The sequence below is a fragment of the Streptomyces sp. L500 genome (assembly GCF_054551825.1).
The window spans coordinates 36281-53992 of record NZ_JBTOLC010000020.1; the positions used below are offsets into that span (position 1 = coordinate 36281).

General features: G+C 70.3%; 21 protein-coding genes, 1 tRNA gene and 1 riboswitch. Of the genes, 6 read left to right on the top strand and 16 right to left on the bottom strand.

Going from position 1 to position 17712, the window contains the following annotated elements:
• Window positions 1-17: 17 nt before the first annotated feature.
• Genes ACX9I7_RS19525 through ACX9I7_RS19535 form a run of 3 tightly spaced genes read right to left on the bottom strand, consistent with a single transcriptional unit; the run spans window position 18 to window position 2618 of the window.
• Window positions 18-1025 carry an ABC transporter ATP-binding protein gene (locus tag ACX9I7_RS19525; RefSeq protein ID WP_459388064.1) on the bottom strand — a complete coding sequence of 336 codons (1008 nt, stop codon included), beginning with the start codon at window positions 1023-1025 and terminating at the stop codon, window positions 18-20.
• The gene (locus ACX9I7_RS19530) at window positions 983-1825 is read right to left on the bottom strand and encodes an ABC transporter permease (RefSeq protein ID WP_459388032.1); all 843 of its coding nucleotides are present in this window, start codon (window positions 1823-1825) and stop codon (window positions 983-985) included. The genes ACX9I7_RS19525 and ACX9I7_RS19530 overlap by 43 nt, the downstream gene beginning before the upstream one ends.
• Window positions 1818-2618, bottom strand: coding sequence for an ABC transporter permease (locus tag ACX9I7_RS19535; protein ID WP_358628148.1), 801 nt, complete (start codon window positions 2616-2618; stop codon window positions 1818-1820). Before ACX9I7_RS19535 ends, ACX9I7_RS19530 begins: the two co-directional genes overlap by 8 nt.
• Before the next feature lie 324 nt (window positions 2619-2942).
• On the opposite strand from ACX9I7_RS19535, the gene ACX9I7_RS19540 reads away from it, so the two are divergent.
• Window positions 2943-5252 (top strand): transglycosylase domain-containing protein, encoded by a 2310-nt coding sequence (locus ACX9I7_RS19540; protein WP_459388033.1) that lies wholly within the window; start codon window positions 2943-2945, stop codon window positions 5250-5252.
• Between the two features lie 20 nt (window positions 5253-5272).
• Here the strand turns inward: ACX9I7_RS19540 and ACX9I7_RS19545 are convergent, their stop codons facing one another.
• The 3 genes from ACX9I7_RS19545 to ACX9I7_RS19555 form a co-directional block, all read right to left on the bottom strand.
• Entirely contained in the window at window positions 5273-5593 is a 321-nt protein-coding gene (locus ACX9I7_RS19545) for a DMT family transporter (protein ID WP_229348848.1), read from the bottom strand.
• A 32-nt stretch (window positions 5594-5625) separates the two neighbouring features.
• A riboswitch (guanidine-III (ykkC-III) riboswitch) is annotated at window positions 5626-5691 on the bottom strand.
• Window positions 5689-5991 carry a GroES family chaperonin gene (locus tag ACX9I7_RS19550; RefSeq protein WP_048831771.1) on the bottom strand — a complete coding sequence of 101 codons (303 nt, stop codon included), beginning with the start codon at window positions 5989-5991 and terminating at the stop codon, window positions 5689-5691. Its footprint overlaps the riboswitch before it by 3 nt.
• A gap of 109 nt (window positions 5992-6100) precedes the next feature.
• Window positions 6101-6460, bottom strand: coding sequence for a DUF3618 domain-containing protein (locus ACX9I7_RS19555; protein WP_459388034.1), 360 nt, complete (start codon window positions 6458-6460; stop codon window positions 6101-6103).
• 149 nt (window positions 6461-6609) lie between these two features.
• Here ACX9I7_RS19555 and bcp point away from each other — a divergent pair, with 149 nt between their 5' ends.
• Entirely contained in the window at window positions 6610-7077 is a 468-nt protein-coding gene (bcp, locus tag ACX9I7_RS19560) for a thioredoxin-dependent thiol peroxidase (protein WP_126914314.1), read from the top strand.
• On the opposite strand, the gene ACX9I7_RS19565 is transcribed toward bcp, so the two are convergent.
• Both ACX9I7_RS19565 and ACX9I7_RS19570 read right to left on the bottom strand, forming a co-directional pair.
• Window positions 7058-8296: a sensor histidine kinase gene (locus ACX9I7_RS19565; RefSeq protein ID WP_459388065.1), complete on the bottom strand. Its 1239-nt coding sequence runs from the start codon at window positions 8294-8296 to the stop codon at window positions 7058-7060. The genes bcp and ACX9I7_RS19565 overlap by 20 nt on opposite strands.
• 53 nt (window positions 8297-8349) lie before the next feature.
• Entirely contained in the window at window positions 8350-8874 is a 525-nt protein-coding gene (locus ACX9I7_RS19570; RefSeq protein ID WP_387575007.1) for a hypothetical protein, read from the bottom strand.
• A gap of 184 nt (window positions 8875-9058) precedes the next feature.
• Here ACX9I7_RS19570 and ACX9I7_RS19575 point away from each other — a divergent pair, with 184 nt between their 5' ends.
• The gene (locus ACX9I7_RS19575) at window positions 9059-9355 is read left to right on the top strand and encodes a hypothetical protein (RefSeq protein WP_387575009.1); all 297 of its coding nucleotides are present in this window, start codon (window positions 9059-9061) and stop codon (window positions 9353-9355) included.
• 160 nt (window positions 9356-9515) lie between these two features.
• Window positions 9516-9599 (top strand) — tRNA-Leu (locus tag ACX9I7_RS19580).
• A 47-nt stretch (window positions 9600-9646) separates the two neighbouring features.
• Here the strand turns inward: ACX9I7_RS19580 and rdgB are convergent.
• The 3 genes from rdgB to ACX9I7_RS19595 all read right to left on the bottom strand — a co-directional run bounded on the left by rdgB (window position 9647) and on the right by ACX9I7_RS19595 (window position 11357).
• Entirely contained in the window at window positions 9647-10249 is a 603-nt protein-coding gene (gene rdgB / locus ACX9I7_RS19585) for an RdgB/HAM1 family non-canonical purine NTP pyrophosphatase (protein ID WP_358627894.1), read from the bottom strand.
• A 52-nt stretch (window positions 10250-10301) separates the two neighbouring features.
• Entirely contained in the window at window positions 10302-11033 is a 732-nt protein-coding gene (gene rph, locus ACX9I7_RS19590) for a ribonuclease PH (RefSeq protein ID WP_311611349.1), read from the bottom strand.
• A 90-nt stretch (window positions 11034-11123) separates the two neighbouring features.
• The gene (locus ACX9I7_RS19595) at window positions 11124-11357 is read right to left on the bottom strand and encodes a glucose PTS transporter subunit EIIB (RefSeq protein ID WP_189452664.1); all 234 of its coding nucleotides are present in this window, start codon (window positions 11355-11357) and stop codon (window positions 11124-11126) included.
• A gap of 192 nt (window positions 11358-11549) precedes the next feature.
• On the opposite strand from ACX9I7_RS19595, the gene ACX9I7_RS19600 reads away from it, so the two are divergent.
• Window positions 11550-12860, top strand: coding sequence for a PTS transporter subunit EIIC (locus ACX9I7_RS19600; protein ID WP_459388035.1), 1311 nt, complete (start codon window positions 11550-11552; stop codon window positions 12858-12860).
• A 326-nt stretch (window positions 12861-13186) separates the two neighbouring features.
• Complete coding sequence (locus ACX9I7_RS19605) at window positions 13187-14383, top strand: PTS transporter subunit EIIC (protein ID WP_387575234.1); 1197 nt, start codon at window positions 13187-13189, stop codon at window positions 14381-14383.
• Between the two features lie 77 nt (window positions 14384-14460).
• Here ACX9I7_RS19605 and ACX9I7_RS19610 read toward each other — a convergent pair whose 3' ends face one another.
• The 5 genes from ACX9I7_RS19610 to ACX9I7_RS19630 form a co-directional block, all read right to left on the bottom strand.
• Window positions 14461-15213 (bottom strand): MBL fold metallo-hydrolase, encoded by a 753-nt coding sequence (locus ACX9I7_RS19610; RefSeq protein WP_459388036.1) that lies wholly within the window; start codon window positions 15211-15213, stop codon window positions 14461-14463.
• Window positions 15214-15597: 384 nt separating this feature from the next.
• A complete protein-coding gene (locus ACX9I7_RS19615) occupies window positions 15598-15717 on the bottom strand; it encodes a transposase (RefSeq protein ID WP_126914323.1) in 120 nt (39 codons plus the stop codon).
• Between the two features lie 121 nt (window positions 15718-15838).
• A complete protein-coding gene (locus ACX9I7_RS19620) occupies window positions 15839-16789 on the bottom strand; it encodes a PLP-dependent cysteine synthase family protein (RefSeq protein WP_358627880.1) in 951 nt (316 codons plus the stop codon).
• A gap of 17 nt (window positions 16790-16806) precedes the next feature.
• The gene (locus tag ACX9I7_RS19625) at window positions 16807-17088 is read right to left on the bottom strand and encodes a MoaD/ThiS family protein (protein ID WP_387575017.1); all 282 of its coding nucleotides are present in this window, start codon (window positions 17086-17088) and stop codon (window positions 16807-16809) included.
• A gap of 137 nt (window positions 17089-17225) precedes the next feature.
• The gene (locus tag ACX9I7_RS19630) at window positions 17226-17648 is read right to left on the bottom strand and encodes a M67 family metallopeptidase (protein ID WP_387575019.1); all 423 of its coding nucleotides are present in this window, start codon (window positions 17646-17648) and stop codon (window positions 17226-17228) included.
• Between the last annotated feature and the right edge of the window lie 64 nt (window positions 17649-17712).

The following is a 17712-nucleotide window of genomic DNA, read 5'->3' on the forward strand; positions in this document are numbered from 1 at the left end:
ACCACAGCGCGCCGTCGTCACCTCTCGGCGTACATGCGGGCGATGACCTGCTCGATGTCCGGTTCCCGCACCGACAGGTCCACCAGCGGATAGCGCTCGGCCACCGCCGCCACGACCGTCGCCGCGCTGTGGGTGGCGGCGAACGCCAGCCACTGGCGCGGCCCCTCGACCCGCACCACCCGGGCCCCGGGTACGCCCGTGATGGGCGGGAACTCCCGCTCCAGGTCGACGACGAGCGTCCGCTCGCTCTCCCCCTTGGCGTGGAGGCCGTCCAGCCCGCCGTCGTAGACCAGCCGGCCGTGGTCGATGACCATCACCCGCTCGCACAGCTGCTCGATGTCGGTCAGGTCATGGGTCGTCAGCAGCACCGTCATCCCGCGCTCGGCGTTCACGTCCCGCAGGAACTCCCGCACCTTGGCCTTGCTCACCACGTCCAGTCCGATGGTCGGCTCGTCGAGGTAGAGCACCTCGGGGTCGTGGAGCAGGGCCGCCGCGATGTCCCCGCGCATCCGCTGCCCCAGCGACAGCTGCCGCACCGGCACGTCCAGCAGCTCCCCGAGGTCGAGGAGCTCCACGCAGCGCTCCAGATTGGCCCGGTAACGGGCGTCGGGAACCCGGTACATGCGGCGCACCAGCCCGTAGGAATCCCGCAGCGGCAGGTCCCACCACAGCGTGGTGCGCTGCCCGAAGACGACCCCGATCCGGCGCGCCAGCCGCGAGCGGTCGCGGGAGGGGTCGATGCCCGCGACGCGCAGCCGGCCCGCGCTGGGCGTCAGGATGCCCGTCAGCATCTTGATCGTGGTGGACTTGCCCGCGCCGTTCGGCCCGATGTAGCCGACCATCTCCCCGCGTGGGACGCGGAAGCCGATGCCGTCCACCGCGCGCACCTGGTGCCGCTCCCGCCGCAGGAAACCCGCCCGGCGGCGTACGTCGAAGACCTTCTCGACGCCTTCCAGAAGGATCAGATCATCCACCGCGTCCGTCAACTCCCCGTACTTCGATAGCCCCTGAGCCCCGCCCGCCAGGCCAGCCCCGCCAGCACCCAGCACACCAGCGCCACCAGCGGCGACGCGAAGTCCACCCAGCCCGGCAGCCCCAGCGGATCGTCCCGCCCCAGCACCCTCAGCGCCGGCAGCCAGTTGACGAAGGCCAGCGGCACCACGAACGTCACCCCGCGCACCAGGTCCCTGGCGAACACCGACGGCGGGTACTGCAGCAGCGTCGTCCCGCCGTAGGTGAACGCGTTCTGCACCTCGGCCGCGTCGACCGCCCGGAACTGGAAGGCCGCACCCGCCACGAACAGCGCCCCGAATATCACCGCACCGGCCACCAGCATCACCGGCACGAGCAGCACCGTCACCGGCGTCCACGCCACGTCCAGCCGCGCCAGCGACCACCCCAGCAGCAGCCCGCCCTGCGTCACCCGGCCCAGCCGGCGCAGCGCGAACTGGTCGGCGGCCACCTGCGCCAGGACCGGCGCGGGGCGGGTCAGCAGCGTGTCCATCGTCCCGTCGCGCACCCGCCGCCCGACCCGGTCCAGATTGCCCAGGACGAGATCCGCGAGCCCGAAGGACACACTCGTCGTGCCGTAGAGGAAGGCCACTTCCGGCAGCGTGAACCCGCCGAGCGCGTCGATGTGGGAGAACATGAACGCGATCGCGACGAAGTCCAGGACCGTCGCCGCGAAGTTGCCGACCGTCATCATCACGAACGACACGCGGTACGCCATCGTCGAGCGCACCCACATCCGCACGACGAGCCCGTAGGCACGCACCCCGTCACGGACGTGCGAGAGCCCGCGCGCGTACGCCTCCGCCTCAGCCACCCTGGACCACCACCTTGCGGGTGGCCGCCGTCTGGAGCGCCCGCCCCGCCAGCAGCAGCGCCACCGCCCACGCCGCCTGGAACCCCAGCGCCCCCGCCAGCCCCGCGCCGGTCCGCCGCTCCAGCAGGACGTCCACCGGCACCTGCAGCATCGCCGACCACGGCAGCACCCGCGCGACCTCGCCGAAGACGCCCGGGAAGACGTTGAGCGGCAGCAGCGTCCCGGAGAAGAACATGCTCAGCAGGGCGAACGCCATGTTGACCCCCGCCCCGTCCAGCAGCCAGAAGGCACACAGCCCCACCAGATACCGCAGTCCGAAACTCACCAGCAGACCCAGCAGCACCGACAGCAGAAAGGCGGCCCAGGTCAAGGACAGCCCCGGCAGCGCCAGTTCGAAGCACAGCGCGCCCACGGCCAGCGGGACCACACCCCGCCCCAGCAACTGGAAGAACGCCCGGCCCAGGTCGCTCGCCAGCCACCACAGCTGCAGATCGGCCGGCCGGTAGAGGTCCACGGCGATGTCCCCGGACCGGATCCGCTCCTGCAACTCCTCCTGGAATCCCCCGCCGATCAGGCATGCCGCACCCAGCAGCGCCTGGCTCGTCCACACGAACGTCAGCGCCTGCTCCCGGCCGTAACCACCCAGGTGGGGACGCTCGTTCCACAGCGCGATGTAGGTGTACGCGAGGATGAAGCCGAAGACGGTGTTGGTGAACACCCCGGCGGCCGTGGCCACCCGGTACGTGGCGTGCCGCCGGAAGCCGCTGACCGCGACCGCCGCGTACAACCGCATCCTACCGACCCCCCGCTCGTTGAACCCGGTTGAACGTCGCCGCATGTCCCCGATCCGGGTCCGGACGCTTCGGGCCGTCGCACCCCGAAGTGCGGGAGCCTAGCCGCACACCACGTCCAGGAACCACGGATTTTCACTCCATGGAGTGGTCGGACTGGCCCGAACGGCCCTTCCGGGCCTCCCAACGGTGCGCTGGGCCCTTCCGCCGGAACGCATGATGCGACAGTGTCCTCCGGGGCGTACGACGCAGTCCGGACCCGCCCGAGACGACACCCCTCCGCCGAGGCGGCACAACCCCGGCGGCGGCCGAGGAGTCCCTAAGACATGAGCGACGAGCAGTCACAGCGGCGTCCCGCCGGACGCGGCCACGCGCCGCCGGGCTGGGCCCCCAGGGGCCCGGCGCACGGCGCGCCGCCCGCCGGGCCGGGCGACGGCCCCGGCCGGAACGGCCGGCCCGCGCGCCCCCGCCGGACGGGCTGGCGCCGGCTCGTACCCACCTGGCGGATGGTCCTCGGCGGCTTCCTGCTGATCGTGCTGATCATCGTCGGCGGCCTGATCGCCGGCTACATGCTCGTGAACATCCCCCCGGCCAACAAGGCCGCCACCGCCGAGAGCAACGTCTTCCTCTACTCCGACGGCTCCCAGCTCGCCCGCGACGGCGAGGTCAACCGCGAGAGCGTGCCGCTCAGCAAGGTCCCCAGAAACGTCCAGCACGCCGTCCTCGCCGCCGAGGACCGCGACTACTACTCCGAGTCCGCCGTCAACCCCGAGGCCATGCTGCGCGCCGCCTGGAACACCGTCACCGGCAAGGGCAAGCAGTCCGGCTCCACCATCACCCAGCAGTACGTCAAGAACTACTACCTGGGCCAGGAACAGACCATCAGCCGCAAGGTGAAGGAATTCTTCATCGCCATCAAGCTGGACCGCGAGGAGAGCAAGAACGACATCCTCGAGGGCTACCTCAACACCAGCTACTTCGGGCGCAACGCCTACGGCATCCAGGCCGCCTCCCAGGCGTACTACAGCAAGGACTCGGACAAACTCACCACCGCCGAGGGCGCCTATCTGGCCACCCTCCTCAACGCCCCCAGCGCCTACGACGTCGGCGCCCACCCCGAGAACAGACCGCGCGCCGAGGCCCGTTGGCGCTACGTCCTCGACGGCATGGTCAAGAAGAAGTGGCTCAGCCCCGCCGACCGGGCCGCGATCACCTTCCCCACCCCCGGCAAGACCAAGCCCCGCCTGAGCATGTCCGGCCAGCGCGGCTACCTCGTCGAGGCCGTCAAGGACTACCTCACCAGCAACAAGATCGTCGACGAGAACACCCTCGCCACCGGCGGCTACCGCATCACCACCACCATCGAGAAGAAGAAGCAGGACGCCTTCGTCGCCGCCGTCCGCGACCAGCTGATGAGCGAACTCAGCGACACCCGCAAGGTCGACCGCTACGTCCGCGCCGGCGGCGCCTCCATCGACCCCAGGACCGGCAAGGTCGTCGCCCTCTACGGCGGCATCGACTACACCAAGCAGTACGTCAACAACGCCACCCGCCGCGACTACCAGGTCGGCTCCACCTTCAAGCCGTTCGTCTTCACCTCGGCCGTCGACAACCACGCCACCACCCTCGCCGGCCAGACCATCACCCCGAACACCGTCTACGACGGCACCAACAAGCGCCCCGTACAGGGCCCGAACGGCCCCGTCGGCTACGCCCCCGAGAACGAGGACGGCTACTCCTACCCCCACATCACCGTCACCCGGGCCACCGACCTGTCCGTCAACGCCGTCTACGCGCAGATGGCCCAGGACGTCGGCCCCGGCAAGGTCAAGGACACCGCCGTCGCCCTCGGCGTCCCCGAGAAGACCCCCGACCTCACCGCCACGCCCTCCATCGCGCTCGGCCCCGCCACCGCCAGCGTCCTGGACATGACCCAGGCGTACGCCACCCTCGCCAACCACGGCCGGCACGGCCCCTACACGCTGGTGGAGAAGATCTCCAAGGGCGGCGAGGAGGTCCAGCTCCCGGACGGCGAGGACACCCGGCAGGCCGTCTCCCGCGAGGCCGCCGACACCACCACGTCCATCCTCCAGAGCGTCGTGGAGGCCGGCACCGGGCGCCGCGCCCAGTCGGCGGGCCGCCCGGCGGCCGGCAAGACGGGCACGGCCGAGGAGGACAAGGCCGCCTGGTTCGCGGGCTACACCCCCGACCTCGCCACCGTCGTCGCCGTGATGGGCCAGGACCCCGACACCGGCGACCAGAAGCCGCTCTACGGCGCCACGGGCGAGGACCGCGTCAACGGCGGCGGCTACCCGGCCCAGATCTGGGGCGCCTACACCGCGCAGGCCCTGGAGGGCACCGAGGCCACCGACTTCGACCTGGAACTCGAGAACGGCGCGACCCCGCCGACGCTGGAGCCCGAGCCGACGACCGCGCCCCCGTCGCCCACCGGACCACCGTCCACGGCCCCGCCGACCGGCCCGCCGACCCTCCCGGTGCCCACCCTGCCGCCGACGATCCCGGCGCCCCCGCCGACCCCGCCGGGCTTCCCGACCCCGCCCGGCCCGCCGACCTTCGGCCCACCGGGCGAGGGCAAGTCGGACCGCCACGGCGATCTGCTGGGGTACGAGTACTGAGAGCGACCGGGCAGCGCCCGTCAGTGGCCGGAGGTCGCCTTCAGGCCGACCACGGCCACCAGCAACAACACGATGAAGAAGATCCGCGCGGCGGTCGCCGGCTCACCCAGCACCACCATGCCGAGCACCGCCGCCCCGGCCGCGCCGATGCCGACCCAGACGCCGTACGCCGTGCCGATGGGCAGCGTCCGCGCGGCCTGGGCCAGCAACAACATGCTCGCCGCGATGCCCGCGACCGTGAACACACTCGGCCACAGCCGCGTGAAACCCTCGGTGTACTTCATGCCGATCGACCAGCCGACTTCAAGCAGACCGGCGACAGCGAGCAGGACCCATGCCATGACGGCACCTCCGGTGGAAACGACTCTCCAGGGGTGCGTCGTCTTGTCCTGACCCGGTACGGCGCGTCTCGTCGGGTTCCCTACGAGCGTAGCAACTACAGGTACAGCCCCGTGGAGTCCTCGGACCCCTCCAGCCGCTCCGCGGCCACCGCGTGGAGATCCCGCTCGCGCATCAGCACATAGGCGACCCCGCGGACCTCGACCTCGGCGCGGTCCTCCGGGTCGTACAGCACCCGGTCGCCCGGCTCCACCGTACGCACGCTCTGCCCGACCGCGACGACCTCGGCCCAGGCCAGCCGGCGGCCCACCGCCGCCGTCGCCGGAATGACGATCCCGCCGGTGGACCGGCGCTCGCCCTCGGGAATGTCGGTCCGGACCAGAACCCGGTCGTGGAGCATCCGGATGGGCAGCTTGTCGTGGGTGGTATTCGTACTCACGCCACGACCGTACCTGCCCGAAGGCCGCACCGAGGCCACTGGGCGGTCATCCGGCCCGAACCGGCCACCGCTAGCGCTTGCGGCGGCCCGACGCCTTGGCGGCCTTGGCGGCCTTCTCGCCCGACTTCGACGACGACACCAGCAGACCGACCACGCCCACGGCCACCAACGCCACCGGAACGATCCGCTCCAGACGCGGCTCGCCCTCCTCGGTGACGAAACGGGAGCGCACCTCGGAGACGACCCGGCTGGCCGCCACACAGGCCCGGCCCGCCACATGGTCCACCTTCGAGGTCACCTTCGCCCGGGCGTCCCCGATGATCGTGCTCGGGTGCATCCGCACCCCGATCTCGTCGAGCACAACGGCGAGCTCCTGCCGCCGGCGGTCGATGTCCGCCTCGATCTGCGCAGGGGTCCTGGCTTCCGCCACCGCGCTGCCTCCGTCCCGTCGATGTCGATAAGAATGATGAAGAGTGATGACTACAGTCTGTCAGCTCCCCGGGGCCACCGCCCCGCGGCACCCCCGAACCGTGACCTGGCTACCCTCGGGACCATAACCACCATCTGTCGAGGAGAGCCATGAGCGAGCGCCTTACGACCGGCGACACCGCCCCCGCCTTCACCCTGCCCGACGCGGACGGCAAGCAGGTGTCGCTCGCCGACCACAAGGGCCGCAAGGTCATCGTCTACTTCTACCCCGCCGCACTCACCCCCGGCTGCACCAAGCAGGCCTGCGACTTCACCGACAACCTCGACTTCCTCGCCGGCCACGGCTACGACGTCATCGGGATCTCCCCCGACAAGCCCGAGAAGCTCGCCAAGTTCCGCGAGAAGGAGAACCTGCGCGTCACCCTCCTCGGCGACCCCGACAAGGAGGTCCTCACCGCCTACGGCGCCTTCGGCGAGAAGAAGCTCTACGGCAAGACCGTCACCGGCGTCATCCGCTCCACCGTCATCATCGACGAGGACGGCAAGGTCGAGCGCGCCCTCTACAACGTGAAGGCCACCGGCCACGTCGCCAAGGTCATCAAGGACCTGGGGCTGTAGCCCCCGGCGCCAGCGCGCCCCGGCACACCGGACGATCGCCCTCCGGCACGTCCTCGGCCTCCGGCAGGTCGAGGACGGCCTGGGCGCCACCACCCGGCGCCGAACCGAACACCAGCCGGGCGCCCAGCACCGCCGCCTGCCCCACCGCGATCGTCAGCCCCAGGCCATGCCCCGTGCCCCGCTCCGGCGCGGCCGTACGGAACCGCCGCGGCCCCTGATCCACCAGACCCGGCGGAAAACCGTCCCCGTGGTCCCGGATCACGATCCGCGTCCCGTCCACGGTGATCTCGATCGGCGGCCGGCCGTGCTTGGCCGCGTTCGCCAGGATGTTCACCAGGATCCGCTCCACCCGACGCGCGTCCGTCGCCACGATCCGGCCCTCGCCGACCACCTCGACCGCCACATCGTCCACACCCCGCTGACCACGCGCCCGCTTCACGATCCCGCGCACCAACGACGGCAGCTCCACCGCGTCCAGCTGCGCGCTCTCCACCCCCGCGTCCAGCCGCGAGACCTCCAGCAGATCCTCCACCAGCGCCCGCATCGTCTGCGCCCGCTCCTGCACCATCTCCACCGCCCGCGGATGCGGCAACAACTCCGCCGACGCCACCAGCCCCGCCACCGGCGTCCGCAACTCATGCGCCACATCCGCCGTGAACTGCCGCTCCGCCGACACCCGCGCCGCCAACGACGTCGCCATCTGATGCACCGACCGGCCCAGCTCCGCGACCTCGTCCCGGCCACCACCGCCCAGCGCCCCCGCGTCCAGGGTCTCCCCCGCCGCGATCCGCCGCGCCGCCGCCGCGCTCAACCGCAACCGCCGCGACAACCCCTGCGCCACGAACCACGCCACCACGGCCATCAACGCCACCGTCGCGGCACCCGCCACCACCAGCGCCTTGTCCAGCGCCCGCTGCAACGGATCACGCGCCGGATAGGACGCCGAGATCGACAACACCCGGTCCCCGGCCACCCCCGTCGCCGCCCACACCCGCGGATCCTCACCACCGCTGATGTACGTACCCGACTGCCCCCGCGCCACCGCCTGCGACAACGTGAACGGCAACGTCGAATCGTCCAGCTGCGCCCCCAGCGCCAGCGTCCCGTCCCGCTGATAGATCTGCAGCGCCGAACTCAGCAACCCGTCCTGATACGCCTTCGCCTGCCGGTCACGCTCCAGCCCCGAGATGTGGTGCACGGCCACACCCAGGACCACCACGGCCAACGCGGTGACGAAAGAGATCGCGAACGCGATCCGCCCACGAATACCCATCACGCGATCGGAAGAACCTCTCGGTGCTCACCGGAAGGGGTGGCACCCGTATAAACGACCTCCAGCGCGGTGAACGCCACCGAACCGTCGACCTCCTTCGGCCCGTACAGCCGCAGCTTCGCCTGGAACGACTTCGCCGCCGCCCCCGACGCCCCGCCCGACACCTGCACGACACCGCTGCCGTTCGCACCGTCCTCCGTATAGGCGTCCCAGCGGATACCACTGGCCACCCGGCCCGACGTCGAACAGTCCAGCGTGATGATCGTCGGCTCCTGCACCGGCTCGCCCATCCCGCAGTCCCGCACCCCGGGCAACTCCCGCGCCGCCGAATCCTCGGCCTCCACCTGCGAACCCTCGGCCCCCGACCGCTGCGCCGCCGCGGTCTTCGGCGCCTCGTCCACCATGCTCGCCCGGTCCGTGGCGCCCTCCAGCCACACCCCACCCGCCACCAGCACGGCCACCCCCACCAGGATCGCCACCACGCTGCGCCAACCCGCCCAGCGGGCCACGGTGCGGTCGGTCATCGGGCTCTCTTCCTCACTCACAGGCGGCTGTTCGTCCACGGGCCTGTCCCCTTCCCCGCTCTGACTGACGGAGAAATGCGCCCGCGCGTTCCCTTCGGGGCGTACGGACGTGTGTGGGGGGGGATCGATCACGTAACCGATCGGCCGCCCGGGCGTCGCCACTTCCACGACGCTGCGTGAGGTCGTGCGGAAGCTGGGAGCGCCACCGGCCTCGGGAACGCTCTCGCTCATTCGTCGTCGGATCGACGCCGCCGGTATCGATGTGAGCCACTTCCCGGGCTTGAACCGGCCTCAGCTCAAGCTGCCGTTCACCGACCAGGAGCTGAGGGCCGCCGCTACGTCCGCGCGCAGCATCCGCGAGATGGCCCGAACGCTCGGCATCGGGGACGACAGCGGCTCCCGCGCGGCGCTCAGGCGCATGCTCGGCGAGCTGAACATCGACATCAGTCACTTCCGCGACGGGCGTTCTGGCGTTGCCTGAAGATCGCATGCGAGAGGCGGTCGCCAAGGCGACCAGCTTCGCCGACGTGATGCGCGCACTGGGGCTGCCGGTGAACGACACGAACCATCGCAGGGTCCGGCGCCGAGCGGCGCACCCGTCGCCACCGGAGCCGCCAGACCGATAGCATGTCTGGCGGCTAGCGGCGGTGGCGCAGTGGCGACGCAGCAGACTTAGGATCTGTGGCCTGTGAAAGGGCTTGAGGGTTCGAATCCCTTCCGCCGCACGGCAAATGGCCCGCGAATCGACGTTTCGATTCGCGGGCCATTTTTCTTACCCCAAAAGCTCCCGCACCACCGGCACCAGCCCCCGGAACGCCTTCCCCCGGTGGCTGATCGCGTTCTTCTCCTCCGCCGTCAGCTCCGCGCACGTGCGGGTCTCGCCCAGCGGCTGGAGGATCGGGTCGTAGCCGAAGCCGCCCGTGCCCGCCGGCTCGTGGCGGAGGGTGCCCTCCAGGCGGCCCTCTACGACGCGCTCGGTGCCGTCCGGCAGGGCCAGCGCCGCCGCGCAGGCGAAGTGGGCGCCGCGGTGCTCCTCCGCGATGTCGGAGAGCTGGGCCAGGAGCAGGTCGAGGTTGGCCTTGTCGTCGCCGTGGCGGCCCGCCCAGCGGGCGGAGAAGATGCCGGGGGCGCCGTTCAGGACGTCGACGCAGAGGCCGGAGTCGTCGGCGACGGCGGGGTGGCCGGTGGCCTGCGCCAGGGCGTGGGCCTTGAGGAGGGCGTTCTCGGCGAAGGTGACGCCGGTCTCCTTGACGTCGGGGATCTCGGGGTAGGCGTCGGCGCCGACGAGTTCGACGTCGAGGCCGGCGCCGGCGAGGATCGCGCGGAGCTCGGTGACCTTGTTGGCGTTGCGGGTGGCGAGGATCAGGCGCTTCATGGTGCCGATTATCCCGGGGGCTCCGGCGATGCCCCCGGGCGGCCGGGCCCGCTTACAGCGTGCGGGCCAGGGCCTCGCGCTGGGCCGCGTCGAGCGAGGCGCAGCCGGCGACGGCGAGGTCCAGGATGTTGTTGAGCTCGTCGCGGTCGAAGGGCTGCGCCTCGGCGGTGCCCTGGACCTCGACGAAGCGGCCGTCGCCGGTGCAGACGACGTTCATGTCGGTCTCGGCGCGGACGTCCTCCTCGTAGCAGAGGTCGAGGAGGGGGACGCCGTCGACGATGCCGACGCTGACGGCGGAGACGGTGCCGGTGAGCGGCTTGCGGCCGTGCTTGATGAGCTTCTTGCCCTGGGCCCAGGTGATGGCGTCGGCCAGCGCGACGTAGGCGCCGGTGATGGCGGCGGTGCGGGTGCCGCCGTCGGCCTGGAGGACGTCGCAGTCGAGGACGATGGTGTTCTCGCCGAGGGCCTTGAAGTCGATGACGGCGCGCAGGGAGCGGCCGATGAGGCGGGAGATCTCGTGGGTGCGGCCACCGATCTTGCCGCGGACGGATTCGCGGTCGCCTCGGGTGTTGGTGGAGCGGGGCAGCATCGCGTATTCGGCGGTGACCCAGCCCTCGCCGGAGCCCTTGCGCCAGCGCGGGACGCCTTCGGTGACGCTGGCGGTGCAGAAGACCTTGGTGTCGCCGAAGGAGACGAGGACGGAGCCTTCGGCGTGCTTGCTCCAGCCGCGCTGGATGGTCACGGGGCGGAGCTGGTCGGGGGTACGGCCGTCGATGCGAGACATGGGTGTGAGCCTATCCGCAACGGCAGAGGGCCCTGTTCCGGTTGAGGGAGCAACCGGAACAGGGCCCTCGCGGGGAGCGCGTGGCTCAGCTCACATCATGTCTTCGATGTCGGCGGCGATCGGGTCGGCGTCGGTGCCGATGACGACCTGGATGGCGGTGCCCATCTTGACGACGCCGTGGGCGCCGGCGGCCTTGAGCGCGGCCTCGTCGACGAGCTCGGGGTCCTTGACCTCGGTGCGGAGACGGGTGATGCAGCCCTCGATCTCCTCGATGTTGTCGATGCCGCCGAGGCCGGCGACGATCTTCTCAGCCTTGCTGGCCATGTGCACTCCTGGTTGTCTCGGCCCCTCGGCGATCTCGCCGACCGGCTTTCACACGGTATTCCACGTATAGCCCAACTATGCGGGCGTATGTCCGCCATCTCACGAAAGATGGCGACCACCCGGGACTGCGTTCCGGGGGCCTCACCGCCCATAAGTGGTCTACACCAGTATGCCAGCAGCCGGAGGACGCAGATGAGTTCGGTCGCCGCGGCGGCGCCCCGGAAGAAGTGGTCGCAGGGGCTGTTCCAGGGGCTGCAGAAGATGGGCCGCAGCCTCCAGTTGCCCATCGCGGTGCTGCCGGCGGCCGGCATCCTCAACCGGCTCGGTCAGCCGGACGTCTTCGGCAAGGACGGCCTGGGGTGGACGGACGTCGCCAAGGTGATGGCCGGGGCGGGCGGGGCGCTGCTGGACTCCTCGCTGGGGCTGCCGCTGCTCTTCGCGGTGGGTGTGGCGATCGGGATGGCGAAGAAGGCGGACGGTTCGACGGCGCTGGCGGCGGTGACGGGCTTCCTCGTCTATTACGCGGTGGTGCACCAGTTCCCGGAAACGTGTCCGGGCGGGGGCACCTTCACGGGGCTGGGGCTGCTGAGCGGGGTGTGCGTGGGGACGGCCGGGCCGGCGGGCCCGGCGACGTACCAGAACCCGGGGGTGTTCGGCGGGATCGTGATCGGGCTGCTGGCGGCGTGGTTCTGGCAGCGTTTTCACCGGGTGCGGCTGGTGGACTGGCTGGGGTTCTTCAACGGCCGCCGGCTGGTGCCGATCATCATGGCGTTCGTGGCGATCGCCTTCGCCGCGCTGTGTCTGTGGATCTGGCCGCCGGTGGGGCGTGGTCTGACGAGCTTCAGCCAGTGGCTGTCGGATCTGGGCTCGTGGGGTGCGGGCATCTTCGGTGTGGCCAACCGGGCTCTGCTGGTGATCGGCCTGCATCAGTTCCTGAACGTGTTCGTCTGGTTCCAGTTCGGTTCGTTCACCAAGCCGGACGGCACGGTGGTGCACGGCGACATCAACCGGTTCCTGGCGGGCGACCCCCACGCGGGCCAGTTCACCTCGGGCTTCTTCCCGATCATGATGTTCGCGCTGCCGGCGGCGGCACTGGCGATCACCCACTGCGCCCGGCCGCACCACCGCAAGGTGGTGGGCGGCATGATGCTGTCGGTGGGCCTGACCTCGCTGGTCACGGGCATCACCGAGCCGATCGAGTACTCGTTCCTCTTTATCGCGCCGGCGCTCTACGTGATCCACGCGGTGCTGACGGGCGTCTCGATGGCGGTGACGTGGGGGCTGGGGGTGCACGACGGCTTCAGCTTCTCGGCGGGCCTGATCGACTACGTCATCAACTGGGGGCTGGCGACCAAACCGTGGCTGATCATCCCGATCGGGCTGTGTTTCGCCGTCGTCTATTACGCGGTCTTCCGGTTCGCGATCACCTTCTTCGACCTCCCGACGCCGGGCCGTGAGCCGGAGGAGCTGGCGGAGCGGATCGAGAAGGACAACGTCGGGTAACCCCGCGTTAATCAACGTGCCGTAAGGGTGGCGTGACGCAGCGCTGAGCGCTCACGCCGCCCTTACGTCTGTGGTCCAGGCCACCTGGAACGATGGATTCCTTTATGCCCGACTCACGTGCTACAACAGGTCTAAACCAGTAGTGGTGTAGACCAAATCGCGGGCCGTCCCCCTTCCCCCCGAGCGCCCGCCTCACCTGGAGGAATCCGATGAGTACGGCAGCCAAGGCGGCGAAGAAGGCGCCTGGAAAGGCCGGGAAGGCCGAGAAGGCTGAAAAGCCCGAAAAGGCCGCACCGGAGCAGAAGAAGAAGTTCGGCGCCGGCGCCATGGCGATCGCCCAGCGTATCGGTCGCAGCCTGATGCTGCCGGTGGCCGTCCTGCCGGCCGCCGCGCTGCTGGTGCGCCTGGGCAATGACGACATGCTCGGCCGGAAGTCGTTCCCCGAGTTCATCATCAAGATCGCCGGTTATATGTCGGCCGGCGGCAACGCGCTGCTGAGCAACATGGCGCTCCTCTTCGCCGTCGGTGTCGCCATCGGCTTCGCGAAGAAGTCGGACGGCTCCACCGCCCTGGCCGCCGTCACCGGCTACCTGGTCTTCCAGAAGGTGCTGGCCACCTTCACCGACGGCAACCTGCCGAAGGTCGCCACGGTGGTCGACAACAAGATCGTGATGGTGGAGAAGCCGGTCGACGCCGGTGTGCTCGGCGGCATCGTCATGGGTCTGGTCGTGGCCCTGCTCTTCCAGCGCTACAGCCGCAAGAAGCTGCCGGACTGGCTGGGCTTCTTCGGCGGCCGCCGTCTCGTCCCGATCCTCTCGGCCTTCGCCGGTCTGCTCATCGGCATCGTCTTCGGCCTCATCTGGCCGGTCCTCGGCGCGGGTCTCCACAACTTCGGCGAGTGGCTGGTGGGCTCCGGCGCCGTGGGCGCGGGCATCTTCGGTGTCGCCAACCGTGCCCTGATCCCGGTCGGCATGCACCACCTGCTGAACTCCTTCCCCTGGCTGCAGGCCGGCGAGTTCCACGGCAAGAACGGCGACATCGCCCGCTTCCTCGCCGGCGACCCGAACGCCGGACAGTTCATGACCGGCTTCTTCCCGATCATGATGTTCGCCCTCCCGGCGGCCTGCCTGGCGATCGTCCACTGCGCCCGCCCGGAGAACCGCAAGGTCGTCGGCGGCATGATGACCTCGCTCGCGCTCACCGCGTTCGTCACCGGCGTGACCGAGCCGATCGAGTTCACCTTCATGTTCGTCGCCCCGGTCCTCTACGCGATCCACGCGGCCCTCACCGGTGTCTCGCTGGCCCTGACCTGGGCGCTCGGCATGAAGGACGGCTTCGGCTTCTCCGCCGGCGCCATCGACTTCGTGCTCAACCTGGGCATCGCCACCAAGCCGTGGCTGCTGGCCCTGGTGGGCCTCGCCTTCGGCGCCCTGTACTACGTGGTGTTCCGCTTCGCGATCACGAAGTTCAACCTCCCGACCCCGGGCCGCGAGCCCGAGGGCCAGCTCGAGGACGTCAAGTGACGATCTGACGAGCGCTCGTCACGAAGCCCCCGGAACTGTCAGGTGTTCCGGGGGCTTCGGCGTATCACCGACGAGGATCAGAGCTCGTACACCGCCCCCGCGTGCGCCAGCTCCGCCGGGCCGTCGTAGACCGAGCGCGCGTCGCGGAGGTTGGTGAAGGGGTCCGTCCACGGCGGGATGTGGGTGAGGACCAGCCGGGCCGCCCCGGCGCCGGCGGCGACCGCGCCCGCCTCCCGGCCGTTGAGGTGGAGGTCGGGGATGTCCTCCTTGCCGTGGGTGAAGGACGCCTCGCACAGCAGCAGGTCCGTGCCCCGGGCCAGCTCGTGGAGGGCCTCGCAGGGGCCGGTGTCGCCCGAGTACACCAGCGACGTGCCGCCGTGCTCGACCCGGAAGGCGTACGCCTCCACGGGGTGGCTCACCCGGGCCGTGCGGATGGTCAGCGGGCCCAGGGTGAAGGTGCCGGGATTGAAGGTCCGGAAGTCGAAGACCTCGCTCATGCAGGCCTCGTCGGGGACGTCGCCGTACGCGGTGACCAGCCGCCGCTCGGTGTCCGCGGGGCCGTACACCGGGATGGCGTCGGCCCGGCCGCCCTCGTGGCGGTAGTAGCGGGCGACGAAGTAGCCGCACATGTCGATGAAGTGGTCGGGGTGCAGATGCGACAGGAGCACGGCGTCGAGGTCGTAGAGACCGATGTGGCGTTGCAGCTCGCCGAGGGCGCCATTGCCCATGTCGAGGAGGATCCGATAGCCGTCGGCCTCCACCAGATAGCTCGAGCAGGCCGATTCCGTGGACGGGAACGAGCCCGAGCATCCGACGACGGTGAGCTTCATGCGGGCCTGAACCTCCGTGGGCCGGTTACGGGGGGCCATGCGGTGCAGTCGAGGGTAAGGCGAGAGAACGGGCCGTGACTCCTCCGGGACGGTGCGTGTGGGCGGAATCACCAGGACGGACGTGGGTCGCGCCGGTGGCGCCCGCACGCGCCAGGGCCCCGGCCGCGCTTGCCGGTGAGGCGCGATCGGGGCCCTGCGAACGTGAAGAACGGAGAACGGGAAGGAACGGGGAACGGGCGGCGGACGGGCTACAGCGGCGGCCGGTGCGCCTCGGCGCGGTCCAGCGTGTCCATGAAGCGCTGGAAGCGCTCGGCCGACTCCTTGCTGCCGGCCGTCACCGTGAACACCTCCGGCGTCATGAACGCCGCCAGCCGCTCACGCGTCTCAGGGGCGAGCGCATCCCAGGCCGCTCGATCCAGCCGTGACTGCGCCGCAGCTTCCGCACTGCCAGTTTCCATTGTTGAGTTGCCTCATGTCCGAAGATCCACATGCGGGACAGTTCATGCGCGTCTCCTACGTGATGATGTCAGCCGCTTCCCAACATCGGTAGTGCAAGTTCACCCGTGCACAGTTCTGTTTTTTACGGACCGGCGCGCTCGGACGGCGCGTTGGGGCGGAACCGGGGTCAGGCCCAGAGCTGGCCGTGGAGGGCCTCGACGGCCTCTTCCGTGGTGGGGGCGGTGTAGACGCCCGTGGACAGGTACTTCCAGCCGCCGTCGGCGACGATGAAGACGATGTCGGCCCGCTCCCCCGCCCGTACGGCCTTCCGGGCGACGCCCAGCGCGGCGTGGAGGACCGCGCCGGTGGAGATGCCCGCGAAGATTCCCTCCTCGGTGAGGAGTTCGCGAGTGCGGCGGACGGCGTCCTCGGAGCCCACGGAGAACCGGGTGGTGAGGACGGAGGCGTCGTAGAGCTCGGGCACGAAACCCTCGTCGAGATTGCGCAGGCCGTAGACGAGGTCGTCGTAGCGCGGCTCGGCGGCGACGACCGCCACGTCCGGCTTGTGCTCGCGCAGGTAGCGGCCGACGCCCATCAGGGTGCCGGTGGTGCCGAGCCCGGCGACGAAGTGGGTGATCTCGGGGAGGTCGGCGAGGATCTCGGGGCCGGTGGTCGCGTAGTGGGCGCCGGCGTTGTCGGGGTTGCCGTACTGGTAGAGCATCACCCAGTCGGGGTGCTGCTCGGCGAGCTCCTTGGCCATGCGCACGGCCGTGTTGGAGCCCCCGGCGGCGGGCGAGGGGATGATCTCGGCGCCCCACATGGCGAGCAGCGAGCGGCGCTCCTCGCTGGTGTTCTCCGGCATCACGCACACCATGCGGTAGCCCTTGAGCTTGGCCGCCATGGCGAGGGAGATGCCGGTGTTGCCGGAGGTGGGCTCGAGGATGACGCAGCCGGGGGTGAGCCGGCCGGCCTTCTCCGCCTGCTCGATCATGTGGAGGGCGGGGCGGTCCTTGACCGAGCCGGTGGGGTTGCGGTCCTCCAGCTTGGCCCAGACGCGGACGTCCTCGGCCGGGGACAGGCGCGGCAGGCGGACGAGCGGGGTGTTGCCCACCGCGGCCAGGGGGCTGTCGTAGCGCATGCGGGACGCGCCGCCGATCAGACCGCGCCGCCGGCCACGGCCGGGAGGATCGTCACGCTGTCGCCGTCGCCGAGCTCGGTGGCGATGCCGCTGATGAAGCGGACGTCCTCGTCGTTGAGGTAGACGTTGACGAAGCGGCGGAGCTCGCCCTTGTCGTCGACGAGGCGCTCGCGGATGCCCGCGTGCCGGGTCTCGAGGTCCTTGAAGAGCTCGTCGAGCGTGGCGCCGCTGCCCTCGACGGCCTTCTTGCCGTCCGTGTAGGTGCGGAGGATGGTCGGGATGCGGACCTCGATGGCCATGGGGTGCTCCTGTCGGAGTGCGGAGAGGTGCCTGGTTCCAGTGGGAGAACGGTGGGCGCATCGTATCGATTCCCCGTGCGCCAGCCGTATGTTCGTCCCGGTATGCGGGATGTGCCGTCTCGGGTCCCGGTACCCGCTCAGTACTCCGGGACGACCTTCACCTCCTCCTCGGTGACCTCGCCGTCGACGATGCGGAAGGAGCGGAACTGGAAGGGGCCGGAGCCGTCGGTGTCGGCGGTGGAGACGAGCACGTAGTGGGCGCCGGGCTCGTTGGCGTAGGAGATGTCGGTGCGGGAGGGGTAGGCCTCGGTCGCGGTGTGGGAGTGGTAGATGACGACCGGTTCCTCATCGCGGTCGTCCATCTCGCGGTAGAGCTTGAGCAGGTCGGTCGAGTCGAACTCGTAGAACGTGGGCGACCGGGCGGCGTTGAGCATGGGGATGAACCGCTCGGGCCGCCCGCCGCCCTCGGGACCCGCGACCACGCCGCACGCCTCGTCGGGGTGGTCGGCGCGGGCGTGCTCGACGATCCGGTCGTACAGGGCCTGGGTGATGGTCAGCATGCGCGCCAGGATAGGCAGGAAAACGAAGAACCGGCCCCGTACCGAGGTCGGTACGGGGCCGGTT

Coding starts and splice junctions, on each gene's coding strand:
- ACX9I7_RS19630 (WP_387575019.1), bottom strand. CDS start 17,648: ATGCTGACCATCACCCAGGCCCTGTACGACCGGATCGTCGAGCACGCC.
- rph (WP_311611349.1), bottom strand. CDS start 11,033: ATGTCTCGCATCGACGGCCGTACCCCCGACCAGCTCCGCCCCGTGACC.
- ACX9I7_RS19610 (WP_459388036.1), bottom strand. CDS start 15,213: ATGAAGCTCACCGTCGTCGGATGCTCGGGCTCGTTCCCGTCCACGGAA.
- bcp (WP_126914314.1), top strand. CDS start 6,610: ATGAGCGAGCGCCTTACGACCGGCGACACCGCCCCCGCCTTCACCCTG.
- ACX9I7_RS19570 (WP_387575007.1), bottom strand. CDS start 8,874: ATGACCGACCGCACCGTGGCCCGCTGGGCGGGTTGGCGCAGCGTGGTG.
- ACX9I7_RS19600 (WP_459388035.1), top strand. CDS start 11,550: ATGAGTTCGGTCGCCGCGGCGGCGCCCCGGAAGAAGTGGTCGCAGGGG.
- ACX9I7_RS19605 (WP_387575234.1), top strand. CDS start 13,187: ATGGCGATCGCCCAGCGTATCGGTCGCAGCCTGATGCTGCCGGTGGCC.
- ACX9I7_RS19550 (WP_048831771.1), bottom strand. CDS start 5,991: ATGCTCCACGACCGGGTTCTGGTCCGGACCGACATTCCCGAGGGCGAG.
- ACX9I7_RS19620 (WP_358627880.1), bottom strand. CDS start 16,789: ATGCGCTACGACAGCCCCCTGGCCGCGGTGGGCAACACCCCGCTCGTC.
- ACX9I7_RS19615 (WP_126914323.1), bottom strand. CDS start 15,717: ATGAACTGTCCCGCATGTGGATCTTCGGACATGAGGCAACTCAACAAT.
- ACX9I7_RS19545 (WP_229348848.1), bottom strand. CDS start 5,593: ATGGCATGGGTCCTGCTCGCTGTCGCCGGTCTGCTTGAAGTCGGCTGG.
- rdgB (WP_358627894.1), bottom strand. CDS start 10,249: ATGAAGCGCCTGATCCTCGCCACCCGCAACGCCAACAAGGTCACCGAG.
- ACX9I7_RS19540 (WP_459388033.1), top strand. CDS start 2,943: ATGAGCGACGAGCAGTCACAGCGGCGTCCCGCCGGACGCGGCCACGCG.
- ACX9I7_RS19535 (WP_358628148.1), bottom strand. CDS start 2,618: ATGCGGTTGTACGCGGCGGTCGCGGTCAGCGGCTTCCGGCGGCACGCC.
- ACX9I7_RS19595 (WP_189452664.1), bottom strand. CDS start 11,357: ATGGCCAGCAAGGCTGAGAAGATCGTCGCCGGCCTCGGCGGCATCGAC.
- ACX9I7_RS19625 (WP_387575017.1), bottom strand. CDS start 17,088: ATGGCCATCGAGGTCCGCATCCCGACCATCCTCCGCACCTACACGGAC.